Origin of the sequence: Yokenella regensburgei, from assembly GCF_003634235.1 — a bacterium.
In the GTDB taxonomy this organism is placed as follows: Bacteria; Pseudomonadota; Gammaproteobacteria; order Enterobacterales; family Enterobacteriaceae; genus Yokenella; species Yokenella regensburgei.
Genome location: NZ_RBIZ01000003.1, coordinates 173,849 through 194,496 on the forward strand (window position 1 = coordinate 173,849; position 20,648 = coordinate 194,496).

The 20,648-nt window shown below is 54.4% G+C and carries 21 protein-coding genes and 6 tRNA genes; 13 read left to right on the plus strand and 14 right to left on the minus strand.

All coding sequences use genetic code 11. The features are described 5' to 3' along the window. Positions 1 to 9: 9 nt before the first annotated feature. Entirely contained in the window at positions 10 to 339 is a 330-nt protein-coding gene (locus C7387_RS00875; RefSeq protein WP_006821068.1) for a type II toxin-antitoxin system RelE/ParE family toxin, read from the minus strand. 290 nt (positions 340 to 629) lie between these two features. Between C7387_RS00875 and C7387_RS00885 the strand changes: the two genes are divergently transcribed. The 6 genes from C7387_RS00885 to pdxK all read left to right on the plus strand — a co-directional run bounded on the left by C7387_RS00885 (position 630) and on the right by pdxK (position 6,267). Beyond that, on the plus strand, positions 630 to 1,649 hold the full coding sequence (locus tag C7387_RS00885) for a sulfate ABC transporter substrate-binding protein (RefSeq protein ID WP_120815856.1): 1,020 nt from the start codon (positions 630 to 632) through the stop codon (positions 1,647 to 1,649). Beyond that, positions 1,649 to 2,482, plus strand: a complete 834-nt coding sequence (gene cysT, locus C7387_RS00890; protein ID WP_006821065.1) for a sulfate/thiosulfate ABC transporter permease CysT — start codon at positions 1,649 to 1,651, stop codon at positions 2,480 to 2,482. The genes C7387_RS00885 and cysT overlap by 1 nt, the downstream gene beginning before the upstream one ends. Further along, positions 2,482 to 3,357: a sulfate/thiosulfate ABC transporter permease CysW gene (cysW, locus tag C7387_RS00895; protein WP_006821064.1), complete on the plus strand. Its 876-nt coding sequence runs from the start codon at positions 2,482 to 2,484 to the stop codon at positions 3,355 to 3,357. Before cysT ends, cysW begins: the two co-directional genes overlap by 1 nt. Next, positions 3,347 to 4,441, plus strand: coding sequence for a sulfate/thiosulfate ABC transporter ATP-binding protein CysA (gene cysA / locus C7387_RS00900; protein WP_120815857.1), 1,095 nt, complete (start codon positions 3,347 to 3,349; stop codon positions 4,439 to 4,441). Before cysW ends, cysA begins: the two co-directional genes overlap by 11 nt. 69 nt (positions 4,442 to 4,510) lie before the next feature. Then, positions 4,511 to 5,422 (plus strand): cysteine synthase CysM, encoded by a 912-nt coding sequence (cysM, locus tag C7387_RS00905; RefSeq protein WP_120815858.1) that lies wholly within the window; start codon positions 4,511 to 4,513, stop codon positions 5,420 to 5,422. A 5-nt stretch (positions 5,423 to 5,427) separates the two neighbouring features. Beyond that, entirely contained in the window at positions 5,428 to 6,267 is an 840-nt protein-coding gene (pdxK, locus tag C7387_RS00910) for a pyridoxine/pyridoxal/pyridoxamine kinase (RefSeq protein WP_120815859.1), read from the plus strand. Positions 6,268 to 6,320: 53 nt separating this feature from the next. Here pdxK and crr read toward each other — a convergent pair whose 3' ends face one another. From crr to cysZ, 5 genes are all read right to left on the minus strand, one after another. Then, positions 6,321 to 6,830 carry a PTS glucose transporter subunit IIA gene (gene crr, locus C7387_RS00915; RefSeq protein ID WP_006821060.1) on the minus strand — a complete coding sequence of 170 codons (510 nt, stop codon included), beginning with the start codon at positions 6,828 to 6,830 and terminating at the stop codon, positions 6,321 to 6,323. A 41-nt stretch (positions 6,831 to 6,871) separates the two neighbouring features. Then, the gene (gene ptsI, locus C7387_RS00920) at positions 6,872 to 8,599 is read right to left on the minus strand and encodes a phosphoenolpyruvate-protein phosphotransferase PtsI (protein WP_006821059.1); all 1,728 of its coding nucleotides are present in this window, start codon (positions 8,597 to 8,599) and stop codon (positions 6,872 to 6,874) included. 108 nt (positions 8,600 to 8,707) lie between these two features. Further along, the gene (ptsH, locus tag C7387_RS00925; protein WP_000487600.1) at positions 8,708 to 8,965 is read right to left on the minus strand and encodes a phosphocarrier protein Hpr; all 258 of its coding nucleotides are present in this window, start codon (positions 8,963 to 8,965) and stop codon (positions 8,708 to 8,710) included. 377 nt (positions 8,966 to 9,342) lie between these two features. Continuing rightward, positions 9,343 to 10,314: a cysteine synthase A gene (cysK, locus tag C7387_RS00930; protein WP_120815860.1), complete on the minus strand. Its 972-nt coding sequence runs from the start codon at positions 10,312 to 10,314 to the stop codon at positions 9,343 to 9,345. A 164-nt stretch (positions 10,315 to 10,478) separates the two neighbouring features. Then, on the minus strand, positions 10,479 to 11,240 hold the full coding sequence (gene cysZ / locus C7387_RS00935; RefSeq protein ID WP_038254830.1) for a sulfate transporter CysZ: 762 nt from the start codon (positions 11,238 to 11,240) through the stop codon (positions 10,479 to 10,481). 230 nt (positions 11,241 to 11,470) lie between these two features. Here cysZ and zipA point away from each other — a divergent pair, with 230 nt between their 5' ends. The 3 genes from zipA to C7387_RS00950 all read left to right on the plus strand — a co-directional run bounded on the left by zipA (position 11,471) and on the right by C7387_RS00950 (position 14,785). Then, on the plus strand, positions 11,471 to 12,478 hold the full coding sequence (zipA, locus tag C7387_RS00940; RefSeq protein WP_006821054.1) for a cell division protein ZipA: 1,008 nt from the start codon (positions 11,471 to 11,473) through the stop codon (positions 12,476 to 12,478). A 71-nt stretch (positions 12,479 to 12,549) separates the two neighbouring features. Further along, positions 12,550 to 14,565, plus strand: a complete 2,016-nt coding sequence (gene ligA, locus C7387_RS00945; protein ID WP_006821053.1) for an NAD-dependent DNA ligase LigA — start codon at positions 12,550 to 12,552, stop codon at positions 14,563 to 14,565. Position 14,566: 1 nt separating this feature from the next. Then, positions 14,567 to 14,785 (plus strand): DUF3820 family protein, encoded by a 219-nt coding sequence (locus tag C7387_RS00950; protein ID WP_006821052.1) that lies wholly within the window; start codon positions 14,567 to 14,569, stop codon positions 14,783 to 14,785. Here C7387_RS00950 and C7387_RS00955 read toward each other — a convergent pair. After that, complete coding sequence (locus tag C7387_RS00955; RefSeq protein WP_038254826.1) at positions 14,782 to 15,771, minus strand: bile acid:sodium symporter family protein; 990 nt, start codon at positions 15,769 to 15,771, stop codon at positions 14,782 to 14,784. The genes C7387_RS00950 and C7387_RS00955 overlap by 4 nt on opposite strands. Before the next feature lie 89 nt (positions 15,772 to 15,860). On the opposite strand from C7387_RS00955, the gene C7387_RS00960 reads away from it, so the two are divergent. Next, complete coding sequence (locus C7387_RS00960) at positions 15,861 to 16,787, plus strand: LysR family transcriptional regulator (protein ID WP_120815861.1); 927 nt, start codon at positions 15,861 to 15,863, stop codon at positions 16,785 to 16,787. Here C7387_RS00960 and C7387_RS00965 read toward each other — a convergent pair. From C7387_RS00965 to C7387_RS00985, 5 genes are all read right to left on the minus strand, one after another. Beyond that, positions 16,778 to 17,113, minus strand: a complete 336-nt coding sequence (locus tag C7387_RS00965; RefSeq protein ID WP_038254823.1) for a FlxA-like family protein — start codon at positions 17,111 to 17,113, stop codon at positions 16,778 to 16,780. The genes C7387_RS00960 and C7387_RS00965 overlap by 10 nt on opposite strands. A 134-nt stretch (positions 17,114 to 17,247) precedes the next feature. After that, positions 17,248 to 17,323 (minus strand) — tRNA-Lys (locus C7387_RS00970). 4 nt (positions 17,324 to 17,327) lie between these two features. Next, a tRNA-Val gene (locus tag C7387_RS00975) sits at positions 17,328 to 17,403 on the minus strand. Between the two features lie 48 nt (positions 17,404 to 17,451). Then, positions 17,452 to 17,527, minus strand: a tRNA-Val gene (locus C7387_RS00980). Between the two features lie 46 nt (positions 17,528 to 17,573). After that, a tRNA-Val gene (locus C7387_RS00985) sits at positions 17,574 to 17,649 on the minus strand. A gap of 256 nt (positions 17,650 to 17,905) precedes the next feature. On the opposite strand from C7387_RS00985, the gene gltX reads away from it, so the two are divergent. Continuing rightward, positions 17,906 to 19,321, plus strand: coding sequence for a glutamate--tRNA ligase (gene gltX / locus C7387_RS00990; RefSeq protein ID WP_038256190.1), 1,416 nt, complete (start codon positions 17,906 to 17,908; stop codon positions 19,319 to 19,321). A 49-nt stretch (positions 19,322 to 19,370) separates the two neighbouring features. Here gltX and C7387_RS00995 read toward each other — a convergent pair whose 3' ends face one another. Both C7387_RS00995 and C7387_RS01000 read right to left on the minus strand, forming a co-directional pair. Next, entirely contained in the window at positions 19,371 to 19,772 is a 402-nt protein-coding gene (locus tag C7387_RS00995) for a YfeC-like transcriptional regulator (RefSeq protein ID WP_006821047.1), read from the minus strand. A 7-nt stretch (positions 19,773 to 19,779) separates the two neighbouring features. Next, a complete protein-coding gene (locus tag C7387_RS01000) occupies positions 19,780 to 20,130 on the minus strand; it encodes a YfeC-like transcriptional regulator (RefSeq protein ID WP_006821046.1) in 351 nt (116 codons plus the stop codon). A 218-nt stretch (positions 20,131 to 20,348) separates the two neighbouring features. Between C7387_RS01000 and C7387_RS01005 the strand changes: the two genes are divergently transcribed. Together C7387_RS01005 and C7387_RS01010 are read left to right on the plus strand one after the other, a co-directional pair. Continuing rightward, positions 20,349 to 20,424: transfer RNA gene (locus C7387_RS01005), tRNA-Ala, on the plus strand. A gap of 39 nt (positions 20,425 to 20,463) precedes the next feature. Then, a tRNA-Ala gene (locus C7387_RS01010) sits at positions 20,464 to 20,539 on the plus strand. Positions 20,540 to 20,648: the final 109 nt, after the last annotated feature.

Genomic DNA, 20,648 nt, shown 5'->3' on the forward strand with positions numbered 1-20,648 from the left:
GCTGGTGGCTTATCTCAGAGTGTGAATGACCTTCGCGATAGCCTGTTTCTCTTTCTCTGTTAAGTCGTCTTTTACATTTTTTGGATAGACCATTAACAGATAAATCTTTTCACTGCAGAGTCTTACGTAGTAAATAACCCTAATTCCGCCCCGCTTACCTACTACGTTTCTACGGCTCCAACGAATTTTTTGGCAACCGCCGGTGCCCGCAATAACGTAACCATGTTCATGATGTTCAAGCAGGTAAGATTGCAGCTCCTGAAATTCATCTTCTTCCATAACAGAGTGGCGATCACGAGAGAAGAGTGGAGTTTCAATAAATGAAAGGTATTTCATCATGTACGTCTGTCTCCATGACATTATGATAGTAATGCGTACGAGGTACGTATTCAATCGTTTTTGGATCCGTCAGATGCGTTTATACCAGGTCGTATGTGGAGAAAAAATCGAAAATAGCGTGGCGGGAATGTTATTTTTGCAGATTGCGAGCGGCTTTCCAGATGCTGGCCGGTTTTCTTATTCTCTTTTCAACTTCCAAATCACCAAACGGTATATAAAACCGTTACAGCTTTAACCCTGGTTATAAATATGATGAACATCGAATCATCATATTGATATAAGGGTGCGCAATGGCCGGGGTAAAAACACTGAAAAAAGGATATCTGGCGCTGGGTGCGCTGGTGCTGCTGACAGCCCAGGCGCAGGCGACGGAGTTACTCAATAGCTCTTACGACGTGTCCCGTGAGCTGTTTGCCGCCCTGAATCCGCCGTTTGAGCAGCAGTGGGCGCAGGAAAACGGCGGTGACAAGCTCGCTATCAAACAGTCTCATGCGGGCTCCTCGAAGCAGGCGCTGGCGATTCTGCAGGGCCTGAAAGCTGACGTGGTGACCTATAACCAGGTGACCGACGTACAAATTCTGCACGATAAAGGTAAGCTCATTCCGGCCGACTGGCAGAGCCGTCTGCCGAACAACAGCTCGCCGTTCTATTCGACCATGGCGTTCCTGGTGCGTAAGGGCAACCCGAAGAATATCCACGACTGGAATGATCTGGTACGTCCGGACGTGAAGCTGATTTTCCCGAATCCGAAAACCTCCGGTAACGCACGCTATACCTATCTGGCGGCATGGGGCGCGGCAGATAAAGCCGACGGCGGCGACAAAGCCAAAACCGAACAGTTCATGACCCAGTTCCTGAAAAACGTCGAAGTGTTTGATACCGGCGGACGCGGGGCGACGACGACCTTCGTTGAACGCGGGCTGGGCGATGTGCTCATCACCTTCGAATCGGAAGTGAACAACATTCGTAAGCAGTATGAAGACCTGGGCTTTGAAGTGGTGGTACCGAAGGTCAATATTCTCGCCGAGTTCCCGGTGGCGTGGGTGGATAAAAACGTGAAGGCCAACGGCACAGAAAAAGCGGCGAAGGCATATCTGAACTATCTCTACAGTCCGCAGGCGCAGACCATCATCACCGATTATTACTATCGCGTGAATAACCCGCAGGTGATGGACAAGCTGAAAGACAAGTTCCCGCAGACCGAACTGTTCCGCGTGGAAGATAAATTCGGCGCATGGCCGGAAGTGATGAAAACTCACTTTGTCAGCGGCGGCGAGCTGGACAAACTGTTGGCGGCGGGGCGTAAGTAATGTTTGCTGTCTCATCCCGGCGCGTGCTGCCGGGCTTCACCCTGAGCCTCGGCACCAGCCTGCTGTTTGTCTGTCTGATCCTGCTGCTACCGCTCAGCGCACTGGTTATGCAGCTCTCTCAGATGACCTGGGCGCAGTACTGGGACGTAATTGCCAACCCGCAGGTGGTGGCGGCTTATAAGGTGACGTTGCTCTCGGCGTTTGTGGCATCCATTTTCAACGGTGTGTTTGGCCTGCTGATGGCGTGGATCTTAACCCGCTATCGTTTTCCGGGGCGTACCCTGCTGGATGCACTGATGGATCTGCCGTTCGCCCTGCCAACGGCGGTGGCGGGCCTGACGCTGGCGTCGCTGTTCTCAGTGAACGGTTTTTACGGCGAGTGGCTGGCGAAGTTTGATATCAAGGTCACCTACACCTGGCTTGGGATCGCGGTAGCGATGGCTTTTACCAGCATCCCGTTCGTGGTGCGTACCGTGCAGCCGGTGCTGGAAGAGTTAGGCCCGGAATATGAAGAAGCGGCGGAAACCCTTGGGGCGACCCGTCTGCAAAGTTTCCGCAAGGTGGTGCTGCCGGAGCTCTCTCCGGCGCTGCTGGCGGGCATTGCGCTGTCGTTCACCCGCAGCCTTGGGGAGTTTGGCGCGGTGATTTTCATCGCCGGCAACATCGCCTGGAAAACGGAAGTGACTTCTTTGATGATTTTTGTACGTCTGCAGGAGTTTGACTATCCGGCGGCGAGCGCGATTGCGTCGGTTATTCTCGGTGCGTCGTTGCTGCTGTTGTTCTCGATTAACACCCTGCAAAGTCGCTTTGGTCGACGCGTGGTAGGTCACTGATGGCAGAAGTTACGCAATTGAAGCGCTATGACGCCCCCCGCATCAACTGGGGAAAATGGTTTCTGATAGGCACCGGGATGCTGGTTTCGGCGTTTATCCTGCTGGTGCCGATGATCTACATCTTCGTTCAGGCCTTCAGCAAAGGGCTGATGCCGGTGCTGCACAATCTGGCGGATTCGGACATGCTCCACGCTATCTGGCTGACGCTGATGATTGCGCTGATTACGGTGCCGGTTAACCTGGTGTTCGGCACGCTGCTGGCGTGGCTGGTGACCCGCTTCAACTTCCCCGGGCGCCAGCTGCTGCTGACCCTGCTCGATATTCCGTTTGCCGTCTCGCCGGTGGTGGCGGGGCTGGTATATCTGCTGTTTTATGGCTCTAACGGTCCGCTCGGCGGCTGGCTGGATGAGCACAACCTGCAGATTATGTTTGCCTGGCCGGGCATGGTGCTGGCGACTATCTTCGTCACCTGTCCGTTTGTGGTGCGCGAGCTGGTGCCGGTGATGCTGAGCCAGGGTAGCAACGAAGACGAAGCCGCGGTGCTGCTCGGTGCCTCCGGCTGGCAGATGTTCCGCCGGGTGACGCTGCCGAACATTCGCTGGGCGCTGCTGTACGGTGTCGTGCTGACCAACGCCCGCGCAATTGGCGAGTTTGGTGCCGTCTCGGTGGTATCCGGTTCGATTCGCGGTGAAACGCTGTCGTTGCCGCTGCAGATTGAGTTACTCGAGCAGGACTACAACACCGTTGGCGCTTTCACCGCCGCGGCCCTGCTGACGTTAATGGCTATAGTGACCCTGTTTTTAAAGAGTATGTTGCAGTGGCGCCTGGAGAATCAGGAAAAGCGCGCGCAACAGGAGAAACATCATGAGCATTGAGATTGCCAGTATTAAAAAATCTTTTGGTCGCACCCAGGTGCTGAATGATATCTCCCTCGATATTCCATCGGGTCAGATGGTGGCGCTGCTGGGGCCGTCAGGTTCCGGTAAAACCACGCTGCTGCGTATTATCGCCGGGCTGGAACATCAGACCAGCGGGCAAATTCGTTTTCACGGCACCGACGTCAGCCGTCTGCACGCGCGCGATCGCAAAGTCGGCTTCGTGTTCCAGCATTATGCGCTGTTCCGCCATATGACGGTCTTCGACAACATCGCCTTTGGCCTGACCGTGCTCCCACGTCGTGAACGTCCGTCGAGCGCTGAAATCAAAGCGAAGGTGACAAAGCTACTGGAGATGGTGCAATTAGCGCATCTTGCCGATCGTTTTCCGGCACAGCTCTCAGGGGGGCAGAAGCAGCGCGTGGCACTGGCTCGCGCGCTGGCGGTAGAGCCGCAAATTTTACTGCTGGATGAGCCTTTCGGCGCGCTTGATGCTCAGGTGCGTAAAGAGCTGCGCCGCTGGCTGCGTCAGCTGCATGAAGAGCTGAAATTCACCAGCGTGTTTGTGACCCACGACCAGGAAGAAGCGCTGGAGGTGGCCAACCGCGTGGTGGTGATGAGCCAGGGGAGTATTGAGCAGGCCGATGAGCCTGAGCAGGTCTGGCGCGAACCGGCCACCCGCTTCGTGCTGGAGTTCATGGGCGAGGTCAACCGCCTGAAGGGCGTGGTTCGCGGTGGTCAATTCCACGTAGGCGCGCACCGTTGGCCGCTGGGCTATACCCCGGTACATCAGGGGCCGGTCGATCTGTTTCTACGCCCGTGGGAGGTCGACGTCAGCCGTCGCACCAGCCTGGATTCACCGCTGCCGGTACAGGTTATTGAAGCCAGTCCGAAAGGGCACTATACCCAGCTGGTGGTGCAGCCGCTGGGCTGGTATGACGATCCGCTGACCGTGGTGATGCGCGGTGATGATGCGCCTAAGCGTGGCGAGCGTCTGTTCGTCGGGTTACAAAACGCGCGTCTTTATGATGGCAACGATCGGATCGAAACGCAGGTGAATCTTGCTCTGGCGGAATCTGCCTGATAGGTTATTAAGTATGTTTATTGGCCGGGATCGCTGCGCGCTACCCGGCTTTTTTATTGAGTAAAAATCGTGAACACATTAGAACAAACCATCGGTAATACTCCTCTGGTCAGGCTCCAGCGCATGGGGCCCGATAACGGCAGCGAAATTTGGCTCAAACTGGAAGGCAATAATCCGGCAGGATCGGTAAAAGACAGGGCGGCGCTCTCCATGATCGTTGAAGCCGAGAAGCGCGGCGAGATAACCCCCGGCGATGTATTAATTGAAGCGACCAGCGGCAACACCGGGATCGCGCTCGCCATGATTGCTGCCCTCAAAGGTTATCGTATGAAGCTCCTGATGCCGGACAACATGAGTCAGGAGCGCCGGGCTGCGATGCGTGCCTACGGTGCCGAGTTGATTCTGGTGACCAAAGAACAGGGGATGGAAGGGGCGCGTGACCTCGCGCTGGCGATGGCACAGCGCGGTGAAGGCAAACTGCTCGATCAGTTTAATAATTCAGACAACCCTTATGCCCATTACACCACCACTGGCCCGGAAATCTGGCGCCAGACCGAAGGGCGTATCAGCCATTTTGTCTCCAGCATGGGGACTACCGGCACGATTACCGGCGTGGCGCGCTTTATGCGTGAGCAGGTAAAGCCAGTGACCATTGTGGGTCTGCAGCCGGAAGAGGGGAGCAGTATTCCGGGCATTCGCCGCTGGCCGCAGGCCTATATGCCTGGCATCTTCAATGCCGCACTTGTGGACCAGGTACTGGATATTCATCAGCGAGAAGCGGAAAATACCATGCGTGAGCTGGCGGTACGCGAAGGGATCTTCTGCGGCGTGAGTTCAGGCGGCGCAGTCGCCGGAGCGCTGAGAGTAGCCGCAGCGCACCCCGGCGCGGTTGTGGTAGCGATTATCTGTGACAGGGGCGATCGTTATCTGTCGACCGGCGTGTTTGGTGAAGAGAGTTACAGCCAGGGGGCAGGTATTTAACTATCATGGAAATGATCTTATTTCGCGACAAAACTCGCGCGCAGCAGGCGGACATCGTCGCCGTGCAGTCGCAGGTTGTATATGGCAGCGTAGGGAATAGCGTAGCGGTGCCGAACATCCGTCAGCATCATCTCAACGTGCTGGCGGTACCCACGGTGCTGTTCAGCAATACACCGCATTACGACACCTTCTACGGTGGGGTTATCCCGGACGAGTGGTTTAGCGGCTATCTGAAGGCGCTGGACGATCGTGACGCACTGCGTGAGCTGAAGGCCGTCACTACCGGTTATATGGGCACGGCGAGCCAGATTAAGATCCTGGCGCAGTGGCTGACAGAGCAGCGCGAGAAGCACCCGCAGCTGTGGATTATGGTTGACCCGGTGATTGGCGACACCGACAGCGGCATCTACGTAAAACCAGAATTACCTGATGCTTACCGCGAGCTGCTGTTGCCGCAGGCGCAGGGGATCACTCCAAACGTATTCGAGCTTGAAGTCCTGAGCGGTAAATCCTGTCGTGATGTGGATTCTGCCGTTGCGGCAGCGAAGAGCCTGCTTTCTGACACCCTGAAGTGGGTCGCTATCACCAGCGCGCCGGTTGATGATGGCACCCGCGATATTCACGTTGTGCTGGTTACTGCAGAAAGCGTTGATATCAGCAGCTATCCGCGCGTTGAGGCTGAGCTTAAGGGGACGGGCGATCTGTTCTGCTCTGAGCTGGTGAGCGGCATTGTGCAGGGGAAAACGCTGCCGGAGGCCGTGCAGGCGGCGGGTGACCGCGTTGTTACGGTGATGCGCTATACCCTTGAAAAAGGTTATGACGAGCTGATATTGCCGGCTCTGTGAAACGAAAATGGCGCCCGCAGGCGCCATTTTTATTGCTGTGAAGCAAAAAGAATTTACTTCTTAATACGGATAACCGGGGTTTCACCCACGGTAACGCTGCCGGACAGTTTGATGAGCTCTTTGATCTCATCCATGTTGGAGATAACCACCGGAGTCAGGGTAGACTTGGCTTTCTCTTCCAGCAGTGGCAGGTCGAATTCGATAACCGTGTCACCGACTTTCACACGCTGACCTTCTTCAGCGATACGCTTGAAGCCTTCGCCTTTCAGTTCAACGGTATCAATACCGAAGTGGACAAACAGCTCAATGCCGCTGTCAGACTCGATAGAGAACGCATGGTTGGTTTCAAAAATTTTGCCGATGGTGCCTTCAACCGGAGCAACCATTTTGTTGCCGGTTGGTTTGATAGCAATACCGTCACCAACGATTTTTTCAGCAAACACAACATCCGGCACGTCTTCGATATTGACGATTTCACCAGAAAGCGGTGCAACAATCTCAATGGTTCCTGTGTCTTTCTTGTCATCAGAAACCAGAGATTTCAGTTTATCGAACAAACCCATGATCTTCTCCTAAGCAGTAAAATTGGGTCACATCTCGTGGATTAGCAGATTGTTTTTTCTTCAATGAACTTGTTAACCAGCGTCATTAACTCGTCCGTTGTCGGTTGAGCAAGAGCCTGCTCTGCTAACACCTTCGCATCTTCGAAGTTCGTGTTACGGATAATCTTCTTAATGCGTGGAATGGAAATGGCGCTCATAGAGAATTCGTCCAGACCCATACCCAGCAACAGAAGTGTAGCACGTTCGTCACCTGCAAGCTCACCACACATACCGGTCCACTTGCCTTCAGCGTGAGAAGCATCAATAACTTGCTTAATCAGCGTGAGGACAGAAGGTGACATCGGCTGGTAGAGATGTGAGATCATATCATTACCACGGTCAACTGCCAGAGTGTACTGCGTTAAATCATTGGTTCCGATACTAAAGAAGTCAACTTCTTTGGCTAAATGACGAGCGATGGTTGCCGCAGCCGGTGTTTCCACCATCACGCCAATCTCGATAGTCTCGTCAAAAGCTTTACCTTCGTCGCGCAGTTCTTGCTTGTAACCTTCGATCTCTTTACGCAGTGCGCGTACTTCTTCAACAGAGATGATCATCGGGAACATGATGCGCAGTTTACCGAAAGCAGAGGCACGCAGGATAGCGCGAACCTGATCGCGGAGGATCTCTTTACGATCCATGGCGATACGAATCGCACGCCAGCCGAGGAACGGGTTCTCTTCTTTCGGGAAGTTCATGTACGGCAGCTCTTTGTCGCCGCCGATGTCCATGGTACGGACGATGACCGCCTGAGAGCCGCAGGCTTCAGCAACGGCTTTGTACGCAGCAAACTGCTCTTCTTCAGTTGGCAGCGCGTCACGGTCCATGAACAGGAATTCGGTACGGTACAGGCCGACACCTTCGGCGCCATTGCGCTCTGCACCTTCAACATCGCGAACGGTACCGATGTTGGCGCAGACTTCAACCTGATGACCATCGAGAGTGATAGCCGGCAGATCTTTCAGCTTCGCCAGTTCGGCTTTCTCTGTCGCAACCTGCTCCTGAACGGCACGCAGTTTGTCGATTTCTTCGTTAGTTGGGTTGACGTAAACCACGTTGTTTACGGCATCCAGAATCAGATAGTCGTCGTTTTTCACCTGAGAGGTGACGCTACCGGTACCCACAATCGCTGGCAGCTCAAGGGAGCGCGCCATGATGGAGGTGTGGGAAGTACGGCCACCCGCGTCGGTGATGAAACCCAGCACCTTTTTCAGGTTCAGCTGTGCGGTTTCAGACGGGGTCAGATCGGCGGCAACCAGTATAACTTCGCTCTGAATTGCGCTCAGATCGATGATAGCCAGACCGAGGATGTTACGCAGCAGACGTTTACCGATGTCACGTACGTCAGCCGCACGCTCTTTCAGGTATTCATCGTCCAGCTCTTCCAGGGCTGTGGCCTGACCTTCGATAATCTCATGCGCTGCTGCATCAGCAGTCATGTTCTTATCTTTAATCAGGGCTATGATTTCCTGCTCCAGCTCCTCATCTTCCAGCAGCATGATATGCCCTTCGAAGATGGCTTCTTTTTCTTCGCCGAAAGTTTCACCAGCTTTAGTTTTGATCGCTTCCAGTTGCGCAGATGCCTTAGCACGGCCACTCAGAAAACGTTCAACTTCCTGATCAACCTTGTCGGCAGAAATTTTTTTCCGGTCAATGACGATTTCGTCTTCTTTCAGCAGCAGTGCCTTGCCGAAAGCGATACCCGGGGATGCTAAAATGCCTGAAATCATAACCCTACCTTACTTGTGACTGATATTGAAAATACCCGTCATACTTCAAGCTGCATGCGCTTTGGCCTTCCTGCAGCTTGAATTACTTAGGGTAAAGAACTCTTGAGCTTACTCGAGTTCAGCCATCAGTTTGACCAGATGCTCAACTGCTTTCTGCTCGTCTTCGCCTTCAGCAGAAATGGTAACCACGGTGCCCTGAGTCAGACCCAGAGTCTGCAGTTTGAACAGGCTTTTAGCGCTGGCGCTTTTACCGTTGGAGGTGACAGTGATCTCAGAAGTGAAGCCTTTCGCTTCTTTAACAAACTGAGCAGCAGGGCGGGTGTGCAGACCGTTCGGTGCAGTAATGGTAACTTCTTGCTGGAACATTATATTTCCCCAACTTATAGGTTTAGTGTTGTGGAACTAAAGTCTAGCCTGGCGGTTTGACTTTAGCCTGTATAGTTAGCGCCGGCGTTTACGATCGCGACAAAAACGTCTTATGCAATCCTGGCAGGCACTTCTGGCCAGTGACGTTGCGTTCGTCATTAAACATTATGCCGTGAAAGCAAGACTTGAACCAAATCATAAAATCGATTCAGCTAGCGTAAATCGTGCAATGAATAATTTCGCGCTTCAAAATAAATGTGTTGGTTAAATACCAGACCCACGCAGGGGAAGCAATGGCAGGGGGGGTAAAAGTTTGAAGTGCACCACAAAAAAGCACCCGTTTGGGTGCTTTTTTACGCATTCTTGACACTCTGGCACTACTGTTGCAATTCCTTCTCGGTGAAGAGATCGGCAAACAGTGCAGTGCTCAAATAGCGCTCACCCGAAGACGGTAGGATAACCACAATATTCTTATTGGTAAAGGCCTCATCTTCCTGCAGCTTCAGCGCGGCCGCAACGGCAGCGCCGGAGGAGATCCCCGCCAGAATACCTTCCTCTTCCATCAGGCGACGAGCGGTAGAGATAGCTTCATCGTTGGTGATGGCGACGACTTTGTCGACCAGCTTCAGATCAAGGTTGCCTGGGATAAAGCCCGCGCCAATACCCTGGATTTTATGCGGACCGGGTTTCAGTTCAACACCTGCCAGTGCCTGGGCGATAACCGGAGAATCGGTAGGTTCAACCGCAACGGTAATCAGGTCTTTTTTACCTTTTGTGCCTTTTATATAGCGAGAGACGCCGGTCAGGGTACCGCCGGTGCCGACACCCGAGATAAAGACATCAACCTGGCCGTCGGTATCTTCCCAGATTTCCGGGCCGGTGGTTTTCTCGTGGATCTCAGGGTTCGCCGGGTTGCTGAACTGTTGCAGCAGCAGGTATTTTTCCGGATTGCTGGCGACAATTTCTTCCGCTTTCTGGATGGCACCCTTCATCCCTTTTGCGCCTTCAGTCAGCACCAGGTTCGCACCCAGCGCTTTTAACAGCTTACGGCGCTCGATGCTCATGGTTTCTGGCATGGTCAGCGTCAGCTTATAGCCGCGTGCGGCAGCGACGTACGCCAGAGCGATACCGGTGTTACCGCTGGTGGGCTCAACCAGCTCAACGCCCGGTTTCAGCACGCCACGTTTTTCGGCATCCCAAATCATATTGGCACCGATACGGCATTTGACGCTGAAGCTCGGGTTGCGGGATTCCACCTTTGCCAGAATGCGTCCATTACCGATTCGGTTCAGTCGAACCAGCGGCGTATGACCGATTGTTAGCGAGTTGTCTTCATAAATCTTACTCATAGCCCGTCCTTAACTGTATGAAATTTGGGAACCACATCAGCATACCTGCTCAGGGAATATGCGGAAGTAAGGTTTTCGCATATCTATATGCTGTTGTGAAATAATGGTTATCAGTATGGAATAAGGGGAGGCGATAGCCACCCCTTATTTACCCACTTTTACGCTTATTTCCACGTCGCGTGTTTATCGCGGTAACAATCTACCCACATGGCGGTTGCGCCACAGACTGACACCGGCAGGATCACCAGATTCACGAAGGGGATCATGGTGATAAGGTTAGTCAGTGCGCCAAACTGCAGGCTGGTGACTTTGCGGGTGCGCAGCGCTTCACGCATGGTTTTGAACGGCACCTTATGGTTATCAAAAGGTAAATCACAATACTGAATGGTCATCATCCAGGCGCTGAACAGGAACCACACCACCGGAGCGACGGTCTGGCCAATACCAGGGATGAAGTAGAGCAGCAGCAGGACTATCGCTCGCGGCAGATACCACGCCAGTTTCTGGCATTCGCGCAGCATAATGCGCGGCACGTCTTTCATTAATCCAAACACGCCCACATCCGGCGGAGTGGCACCGGTGAGGCGGGCTTCAAGCTGTTCTGCCAGCAGGCCGCTGAACGGGGCCGCAATAATGTTCGCAATGGTGGAAAAGAAATAGCCAAACACCAGCAAAACGGAAATGACGGCAACCGGCCATAGCAGATAGCTGAGCCATTGCAGCCAGTCCGGGACATGCCCCATCATAGCGGGGATCCAGCTACCAAGCTGGCTGAAGAGCCACCAGAAGGCGCCGCCCATCAGCAGAATATTGACCAGCAGTGGCATAACCACATACCGACGAAGACCCGGCAGGCGGATCAGTTTCCAGCCCTGAGAAAAATAATACACACCGCTACGCGGGGCAGTTGTGGAAGTTGAAACCATGGTCGGGTGATGCTCCTTTTAACAAAGCCCGGGGAAATGCTTGTCTATCTTATCCGGTTGTCCGGGAATGACCAGTTCGGAAATGTTCGAAAAAGCAGCAAAAAGCACGATTTAGCTCATCTTTATGCGGTGAAATCCACCCGCGCACTTGCACTTGAGGTAAACGGCAAATACTCTTAGTGAGTAAATGTTTGCCGTGGTGGCAAGGTGTTAGAACAACAGAGAATATAATGATGCAGGATTTGCGTCTGATATTAATCGTAGTTGGCGCGATCGCCATAATCGCACTGTTGGTTCATGGTTTCTGGACCAGCCGTAAAGAACGTTCTTCTATGTTCCGCGATCGCCCGCTAAAACGCATGAAGTCACAGCGTGACGACGATGAGTCTGATGCTGAAGGCTTTGATGACGAAGCTGAAGGCGTAGGTGAAGTTCGCGTTCACCGGGTTAATCACGCCCAGGGATCCGCTCACGGGGAGCATGAAGCCCCTCGCCAGGCTCCTCAACACCAGTATCAGCCACCTTATGAGCGTCAGGTGCAACAGCCTGTGCGTCATGAGGAACCGCCGCGTCAGCCACCTCAGCCGCAGACGCCGCCGGTACGCCAGCAGCCTGTGCAATCACAGCCGCCGGTCCAGCCGCAGCCTGCGGTAGAACCTGCGCCGGTTCATGAGCCTGTTGTGCACCAGCAGCCTCAGCAACCCGCCGCCGCGCAGCCCGTTACTGAGCAGCCGGTCTTCCAGCCAGCAGAGCCTGCGGTGGAGCCTAAGCCGGTGGCAGAAGAGCCAGCTCCGGTTGTCGAAGAGAAAAAAGTGCGCAAAGAGACGGTCATTGTGATGAACGTTGCTGCGCATCAGGGTTCTCAGATCAACGGCGAACTGCTGCTCAATAGTATTCAGCAGGCCGGGTTCAAGTTTGGCGATATGAACATTTTCCATCGTCATCTCAGCCCGGACGGCAGCGGCCCGGCTCTGTTTAGCCTGGCCAACATGGTGAAACCAGGAACGTTTGATCCGGAAAACATGCCGGATATGGCAACGCCTGGCATCACCATCTTTATGCAGGTGCCGTCCTATGGCGACGAGCTGCAAAACTTTAAGCTGATGCTGCAGTCGGCCCAGTATATTGCCGATGAAGTGGGTGGTGTGGTGCTTGACGACCAGCGCCGGATGATGACCCCGCAGAAGCTGCGCGAATATCAGGATCGCATTCGCGAAGTCAAAGACGCCAACGCCTGACAGCAAATGGCTGTTTCTAATTATTCCTGAACCCCCGCCTGTCGGGGGTTTTTTATCATTGATGGTGGGATATGCACTCTATCGAACAACAACTGACTGAACTGCGAACCACGCTTCGCCATCATGAACACCTTTACCACGTGATGGACGCCCCGGAGATCCCGGATGCGGAGTACGATCGTCTGATGCGTGAACTGCGTGAGCTGGAAGCACAGCATCCTGAACTTATCACCCGTGATTCGCCTACCCAACGCGTTGGCGCTGAGCCACTGGCGGCGTTCAGCCAGGTGCGCCACGAAGTGCCGATGCTGTCGCTCGACAACGTGTTTGATGAAGAGAGCTTTCTGGCTTTTAACAAACGCGTTCAGGACCGACTCAAAAACAGCGACAAGCTGACCTGGTGCTGCGAGCTGAAGCTCGATGGTCTGGCGGTGAGCATTCTTTACGAGAACGGCGAACTGGTACAGGCCGCTACCCGTGGCGACGGCACAACGGGGGAAGACATCACCAGCAACGTGCGGACCATTCGCGCTATCCCGTTGAAGCTGCGCGGAGCTAATATCCCGGCCCGTCTTGAGGTGCGCGGCGAAGTGTTCCTGCCACAGGCCGGTTTCGAAAAAATTAACGACGATGCGCGACGCACCGGTGGCAAGGTCTTTGCTAACCCGCGTAACGCGGCGGCCGGTTCGCTGCGCCAGCTCGACCCGCGCATTACCGCGAAACGTCCGCTGACCTTCTTCTGCTACGGCGTCGGGGTGCTTGAAGGTGGTGAACTGCCGGACACGCATCTTGGCCGCCTGCTGCAGTTTAAAGAGTGGGGGCTGCCGGTCAGCGACCGGGTCACGCTGTGTGAATCACCAGAAGAAGTGCTGGCGTTTTATCACAAGGTTGAAGAGGACCGTCCGCATCTCGGCTTCGACATCGATGGCGTAGTGATTAAAGTCAACTCGCTGGCGCTGCAGGAACAGCTGGGCTTTGTCGCTCGGGCACCGCGTTGGGCGGTGGCGTTTAAGTTCCCGGCGCAGGAGCAGATGACCTTCGTGCGCGACGTCGAGTTCCAGGTCGGTCGTACCGGCGCGATTACCCCGGTGGCCCGTCTTGAGCCGGTTCAGGTGGCGGGTGTACTGGTCAGTAACGCCACGCTGCATAACGCCGATGAGATTGAGCGTCTTGGCCTGCGTATTGGCGATAAGGTGGTGATCCGCCGCGCCGGGGACGTTATCCCGCAGGTGGTCAACGTGGTGCTCTCCGAGCGCCCGGAAGAGACCCAGGAAATCGTGTTTCCCACGCACTGTCCGGTATGTCACTCAGACGTCGAACGCGTAGAAGGCGAGGCGGTAACCCGCTGCACCGGTGGGCTTATCTGCGGTGCACAGCGTAAAGAGGCGCTCAAGCATTTCGTTTCCCGCCGCGCGATGGACGTTGACGGTATGGGTGACAAGATTATCGACCAGCTGGTGGAAAAAGAGTACGTCCATACCCCGGCCGATCTCTTTACCCTGACGGCCGGTAAGCTGACGGGCCTTGATCGGATGGGGCCGAAGTCGGCGCAGAACGTGGTCAATGCGCTGGAAAAAGCCAAACAAACGACGTTTGCCCGTTTCCTCTACGGCCTGGGTATCCGTGAAGTCGGAGAGGCTACCGCCGCTGGCCTGGCGGGTTATTTTGGCTCACTGGAGGCGCTGGAAGCGGCGTCCATTGAAGAACTGCAGAAGGTACCGGACGTCGGCATCGTCGTTGCGACTCACGTTTTTAACTTCTTCGCTGAAGCGAGTAACCGTGAGGTTATCCAGCAACTGCTGAAAGAGGGCGTTAGCTGGCCTGCCCCCGTGGTGGTTAACGCCGAAGAGATAGATAGCCCGTTTGCCGGGAAAACGGTAGTTCTGACCGGCAGCCTGAGCCTGATGTCACGTGACGATGCCAAAGCGCGGTTGGTGGCGCTGGGAGCAAAAGTCGCCGGTAGCGTGTCGAAAAAAACCGACCTGGTGATCGCCGGTGAAGCGGCGGGCTCTAAGCTTGCGAAAGCACAGGAGCTGGGCATTGCGGTGATTGATGAAGCCGAAATGATCCGCCTGCTGGGAGAGTAATGTGGACAAAGAGCAGCTGATTGAAATTGCCAACACCGAAATGCCGTTTGGTAAGTACAAGGGGCGCTGTCTGATTGATGTGCCTGAAGAGTATCTGCTGTGGTTTGCCCGTAAGGATGAATTTCCTGCCGGGCGTCTCGGTGAGCTAATGGCAATTACGCTGCTGATTAAAACCGAGGGGCTGACGCATCTGGTTCAGCCCCTGAAGCGCTCGCGTTAAGCGCGGGCCTGCTCCTGCGCATGGAGTTTGTCAGTCTGGCGTTTATAGCGACGCGCCAGCACCGCGCAGACCATCAGCTGGATCTGATGGAAAATCATCAACGGCAGCACCATCATGCCAATCATTGATGTCGGGAAGAGAATATTCGCCATGGGTACGCCGTTGGCGAGGCTCTTTTTCGAACCGCAGAAGACGATAGTGATCTCATCGGCTTTACTGAACCCGCATTTGCGCGCCACGATAACATTCACCACGATAACAATAGCCAGCAGAACAAGGCTGACCACCACGATAAACAGCAGCGATCCGATACCCACTTTGTGCCAGATCCCGTTCACCACCGCTTCGCTGAAGGCCGAGTAAACGACCAGCAGAATCGAGCTCTGATCCGTTTTGCCAATTAACTTCTTATGACGACTGACCCAGTCACCGATCCACGGTCGCGATAAATGCCCAAGCACGAACGGCAGCAGCAGTTGCAGCATAATTTTGCCCACCTGCTCAAGGCTGCCCTCCGCACCGTGGATATTCATCACCAGCCCTACCAGCAGCGGGGAAAGGAAGATCCCAAGCAGGCTTGAAGCCGAGGCCGAGCAGACCGCTGCCGCAACGTTACCCCCGGCAAGGGAGGTGAAAGCGATGGCAGACTGCACGGTAGCAGGCAAAATACACAGGTATAAAAAGCCCGTGTACAGCGCCGGGTCGACGTTAACGGGTGCCCACCAGGCGAATAACACGCCGAGCACAGGAAAGAGAACAAAGGTACTGCACATCACCCACAGATGCAGTCGCCAGTGGCTGCCCCCGGCAATGATAGCCGCGCGGGACAGCTTTGCGCCGTGCATGAAAAACAGCAGGGCAATAGCGGCGGTGGTCAGTCCTTCAAAAAACGGAACAAAACCGCCGCGGGCCGGGAAGAAAGAGGCCAGTAAAACGGTGCAGACAAGCGTTAGGGTAAAGGGATCGAGGATTCGAAACAGTTTCATAGATACTCCTGAAATTCGATGCTGCTATTTTGCGTTTTCTGTTTTGAGAAATAAAATTGATTTATTGAATCCATTCATGAATTGAAACGATGAATTACTCGCTGCGTCAGTTAAAAGTTTTCATTACCGTCGCTCAGGCAAAAAGCTTCAGCCGGGCAGGGGAGATTATCGGCCTTAGCCAGTCGGCCGTGAGCCATAGCGTGAAGGAGCTGGAGCTGCAGACCGGTGTACGCCTTCTGGACCGCACTACCCGTGAGGTGGTGTTAACCGAAGCGGGGCAGCAGCTGGCTTCTCGTCTTGAGCGTTTGCTTGATGAATTGCACAGTACGCTGCGTGAAGCCGGGCGGGTGGGTACGCAGCTGAGTGGTCTGGTAAGAGTCGCGGCGAGCCAGACGATTTCCGCGCACCTCATTCCGCAGTGTATCGCCAGCAGCAACCAGCGCTACCCGCATATCGATTTTGTGCTGCACGACAGGCCGCAGCAGTGGGTGCTGGAAAGTATTCGTCAGGGAGAAGTGGATTTCGGTATTGTCATCGATCCCGGGGTGGTTGGTGATTTGCAGTGTGAATCGGTGTTGTCTGAACCCTTTCTTTTGCTCTGTGGGATGAACCACCCTTTAAGCCAGTTGCCGCATGTGCCGTGGCAGGCATTACAGGGAGAAAGGCTGGTGCTACAGGATTATGCCTCTGGCAGTCGTCCACTTATCGATACCGCCCTGTTGCGACACGGGATAGAGGCAAAGATAGTGCAGGAGATAGGTCATCCGGCAACGCTCTTTCCGATGGTTGAAGCCGGGATCGGTATCAGCGTGCTGCCCGCGCTGGCGCTGCCGTTGCCGCAGGGCAACCAGCTGTGCGTAAAACGTTTGACTCCGGTGGTTGAACGTCAGCTGATGCTGGTGCGCAGGAAAAATCGCTCATTGTCTGCTGCGGCGCAGGCGCTGTGGGAAGTGGTACGCGAGCAGGCGCAGGTGTTGACCGCTGCTCGCGTGGATGACCCGCTCTATCAGATATAAACGTCAATCTGGTTTTTGCCGACCGGGACAATCGCGCCAGCGTCTTTCGCGGCTTTTTGATCCTGCTTCTGCTGAGCCTCTTCCGCCTGCTTACGCATCAGCTGCGCCAGCTGCGCCTGCAGTACCTTGATTTGCATTTGCAGCAGTTCCTGCTGCTTTTTCTTCTCTTCGACGCTGGCGTTGGAGCCAGGAATATCCTTTAGCTTCTGAATAAGCTCGGAAATCTTCTTGGTGATGCGCGCGATTTGCGCCGCGGTATCATCACCCTGCGGACCGTCAGTTTTGCCGCCCTGGAGTAGTGGTGTTGATGTCAGAATGGTGGTCATCACGAATTCCTTCTTGCCGTAAAATAGCAATATCGGCACTGCGGCGGGATTCTTGATACGAATACTGGTAGGTGGCGGAGATGCCAGATGAATTGCAGATAGCAAAAAGGCGCCTTTAGGGCGCCTTCTTACATTGGTGGGTCGTGCAGGATTCGAACCTGCGACCAATTGATTAAAAGTCAACTGCTCTACCAACTGAGCTAACGACCCGAAGTGGTGGGTGATGACGGGATCGAACCGCCGACCCCCTCCTTGTAAGGGAGGTGCTCTCCCAGCTGAGCTAATCACCCACTTCGGTACTTCACATACTACAACAAGAAATCCAGCTGGCGAGAAAGTGGTGGGTGATGACGGGATCGAACCGCCGACCCCCTCCTTGTAAGGGAGGTGCTCTCCCAGCTGAGCTAATCACCCACTTCTCAATTTCTTGCTTTACACGGCGGAGACTACATAAAGTAGTTGGTGGGTGATGACGGGTTCGAACCGCCGACCCCCTCCTTGTAAGGGAGGTGCTCTCCCAGCTGAGCTAATCACCCCCGCTGTGTGGAGTCGCATTATAGGGAGAGTTGAAAATGAGTCAACGCATTTTCTAAAGAAATTGTTCGTTCGTCGTAATTTTAGGCAAAACGATCGCAAAACCACCCATGCGGTCTGATTTATAAACAAAAATGGCATTCCATCGCGTTTGCAGGGGAACAACGTTGAGGAATCAAGCCACAGTGATAGAATATCCGCCGTCTCCTTTTTCGGATGTGCCGGTTGTCGGCATCTATACCAACGTAAGGCCTTTTCATGAAAATCAAAACTCGCTTCGCGCCAAGCCCGACCGGCTACCTGCACGTCGGCGGTGCACGAACTGCTCTCTATTCCTGGCTTTTTGCTCGCAACCACGACGGTGAGTTTGTGCTGCGTATTGAAGATACCGATCTCGAACGCTCCACCCCGGAAGCTATCGAAGCCATTATGGATGGAATGAACTGGCTGAACCTGGAGTGGGACGAAGGCCCGTACTTCCAGACCAAACGTTTTGATCGCTACAACGCCGTCATTGATGAAATGCTGGTCGCTGGCACTGCCTATAAGTGCTATTGCTCTAAAGAGCGTCTGGAAGCCCTGCGCGAAGAGCAGATGGCGAACGGTGAAAAGCCGCGTTATGACGGCCGCTGCCGCCACGGTCATGAGCATCATGCTGCCGATGAGCCTTGCGTTGTGCGTTTTGCCAACCCGCAGGATGGCTCCGTAATTTTCGATGACCAGATCCGTGGCCCTATCGAGTTCAGCAACCAGGAACTCGACGATCTGATTATCCGCCGCACCGACGGCTCCCCGACCTACAACTTCTGCGTGGTGGTCGATGACTGGGATATGGAAATCACTCACGTTATCCGTGGTGAAGACCATATCAACAATACCCCGCGCCAGATCAACATCCTGAAAGCGCTGAACGCGCCGGTACCGGTGTACGCGCACGTTTCCATGATCAACGGCGACGACGGTAAAAAGCTTTCCAAACGTCACGGCGCGGTGAGTGTGATGCAGTATCGCGACGACGGCTATCTGCCGGAAGCGCTGCTCAACTATCTGGTGCGTCTGGGCTGGTCCAGCGGTGACCAGGAGATCTTCACCCGCGAAGAGATGATCAAGCTGTTCTCTCTGGGAGCGGTCAGCAAATCTGCAAGTGCGTTCAACACGGATAAACTCCTGTGGCTGAACCACCACTACATTAATACGCTGGCACCGGAATACGTGGCGACTCACCTGCAGTGGCATATCGAGCAGGAAAACATCGACACCCGTACCGGCCCGCAGCTCTCTGAGCTGGTAAAACTGCTGGGCGAACGCTGCAAAACGCTGAAAGAAATGGCCCAGAGCTGCCGTTATTTCTACGAAGATTTTGCTGAGTTTGACGCAGATGCGGCGAAAAAACACCTGCGTCCGGTTGCGCGTCAGCCGCTGGAAGTGGTGCGTGATAAGCTTGCAGCCATCACGGAATGGACGGCAGAAAACGTTCATCACGCGATTCAGGCAACCGCCGATGAGCTGGAAGTGGGTATGGGTAAAGTCGGCATGCCGCTGCGCGTTGCCGTCACCGGTGCTGGCCAGTCTCCGGCACTCGATGTTACCGTTCATGCTATCGGTAAATCCCGCAGCATTGAACGCATCAATAAAGCGCTGGGCTACATTGCAGAGCGCGAAGCGCAGCAATAAGCGGCCTCAAATGAAAAACGGCAGGATGACCCTGCCGTTTTTTTTTGTCTTAATTGACCAGAGCCGCGTCGGCAATGCCTAAACGCGAAAGAAAACCGCTGATCCCTTCTCGCGCCAGCAGTACCGCCAGCCGCTGCTTCTCAGCGTCAGTCATCATATGTAGCGTATCGGAGATTTGCCGCAGAGCGGGAGAGTCTTCCCGGGCGGCGTAGCTTTGCACCGGTTCAGCCAGCTGGTACTGCGTAGACCAGTGGCGAAGGGCTGGCGTATTGGCGAGGTATTCGCGCACGCGATTATCGATATGGATCAACCGTGCCCGACCGCCTTTCACGCCCGGGATTACTTCGGTTTGCCATTCTTGTTCGCGGATCCACCGATTTACAGTTTGTTTCGCCATGCCGAGGCATTGGGCCAGTTCTTCGGTAGTCATTTTGCTGTGCAGTATTTTCATGTCGTAATCAGTTTCGAATGCCCAGACGCTGCAACAACCCGGTGATCCCTTCGCGTATTAACAGGGTAGTGAGTTGCTCGCGTTCAGCGTTGGTCATTTCCTTGGCAAGAGTAAGAAGAAGAGAGTCAAAACGAGGGTTGCCGGTATTAACGGCTCCTGCATCGCTGGCGGCACGCTGTGCGCTGCGAATAAATTCCCTGACGCGTTCGTTTACATGAACAAGGCGGGCCTTGCCACCCTGAACGCCGGGGCGAGGGGAGGTCTCCCAACCTTCTTTACGCACCCATTTGTTGATGGTTTGTCGGCTGTAGCCGGTAAGGTGGGCAATTTCCTCCGGTGTCATTCGTTCCTTGAGCATAGTATTTCCTGACGGGAAGTGTGGGAATTAGTGCTTCATGTTATAGCATCCTTTTAAATGAAAACGTGACGGCTTTAACTACTGCTTGCGAGCAAGCTCGCAATGTCTTTCATTTGCTTGCTTTTTCAGCGGTTGATTAGAGAGTGAAGATTTTGCCGTTGACACCTGGCAATGGAATTCATATTATGCCGCCCGTCAACACGACAGCTTTACATGATGGGGCTATAGCTCAGCTGGGAGAGCGCTTGCATGGCATGCAAGAGGTCAGCGGTTCGATCCCGCTTAGCTCCACCAAATCCTGCACCCAGCGGATTTGGAATGTAAAGACACTGTGGGGCTATAGCTCAGCTGGGAGAGCGCTTGCATGGCATGCAAGAGGTCAGCGGTTCGATCCCGCTTAGCTCCACCAAAATTCGAAACCCTCGCCCCGGCGGGGGTTTTTTGCTTTGTAAATCAGGATTTATTTTCTTAGTCTCCCACCGCTAATCCACTGATATCTCTACCCTTAAGAAAACTAA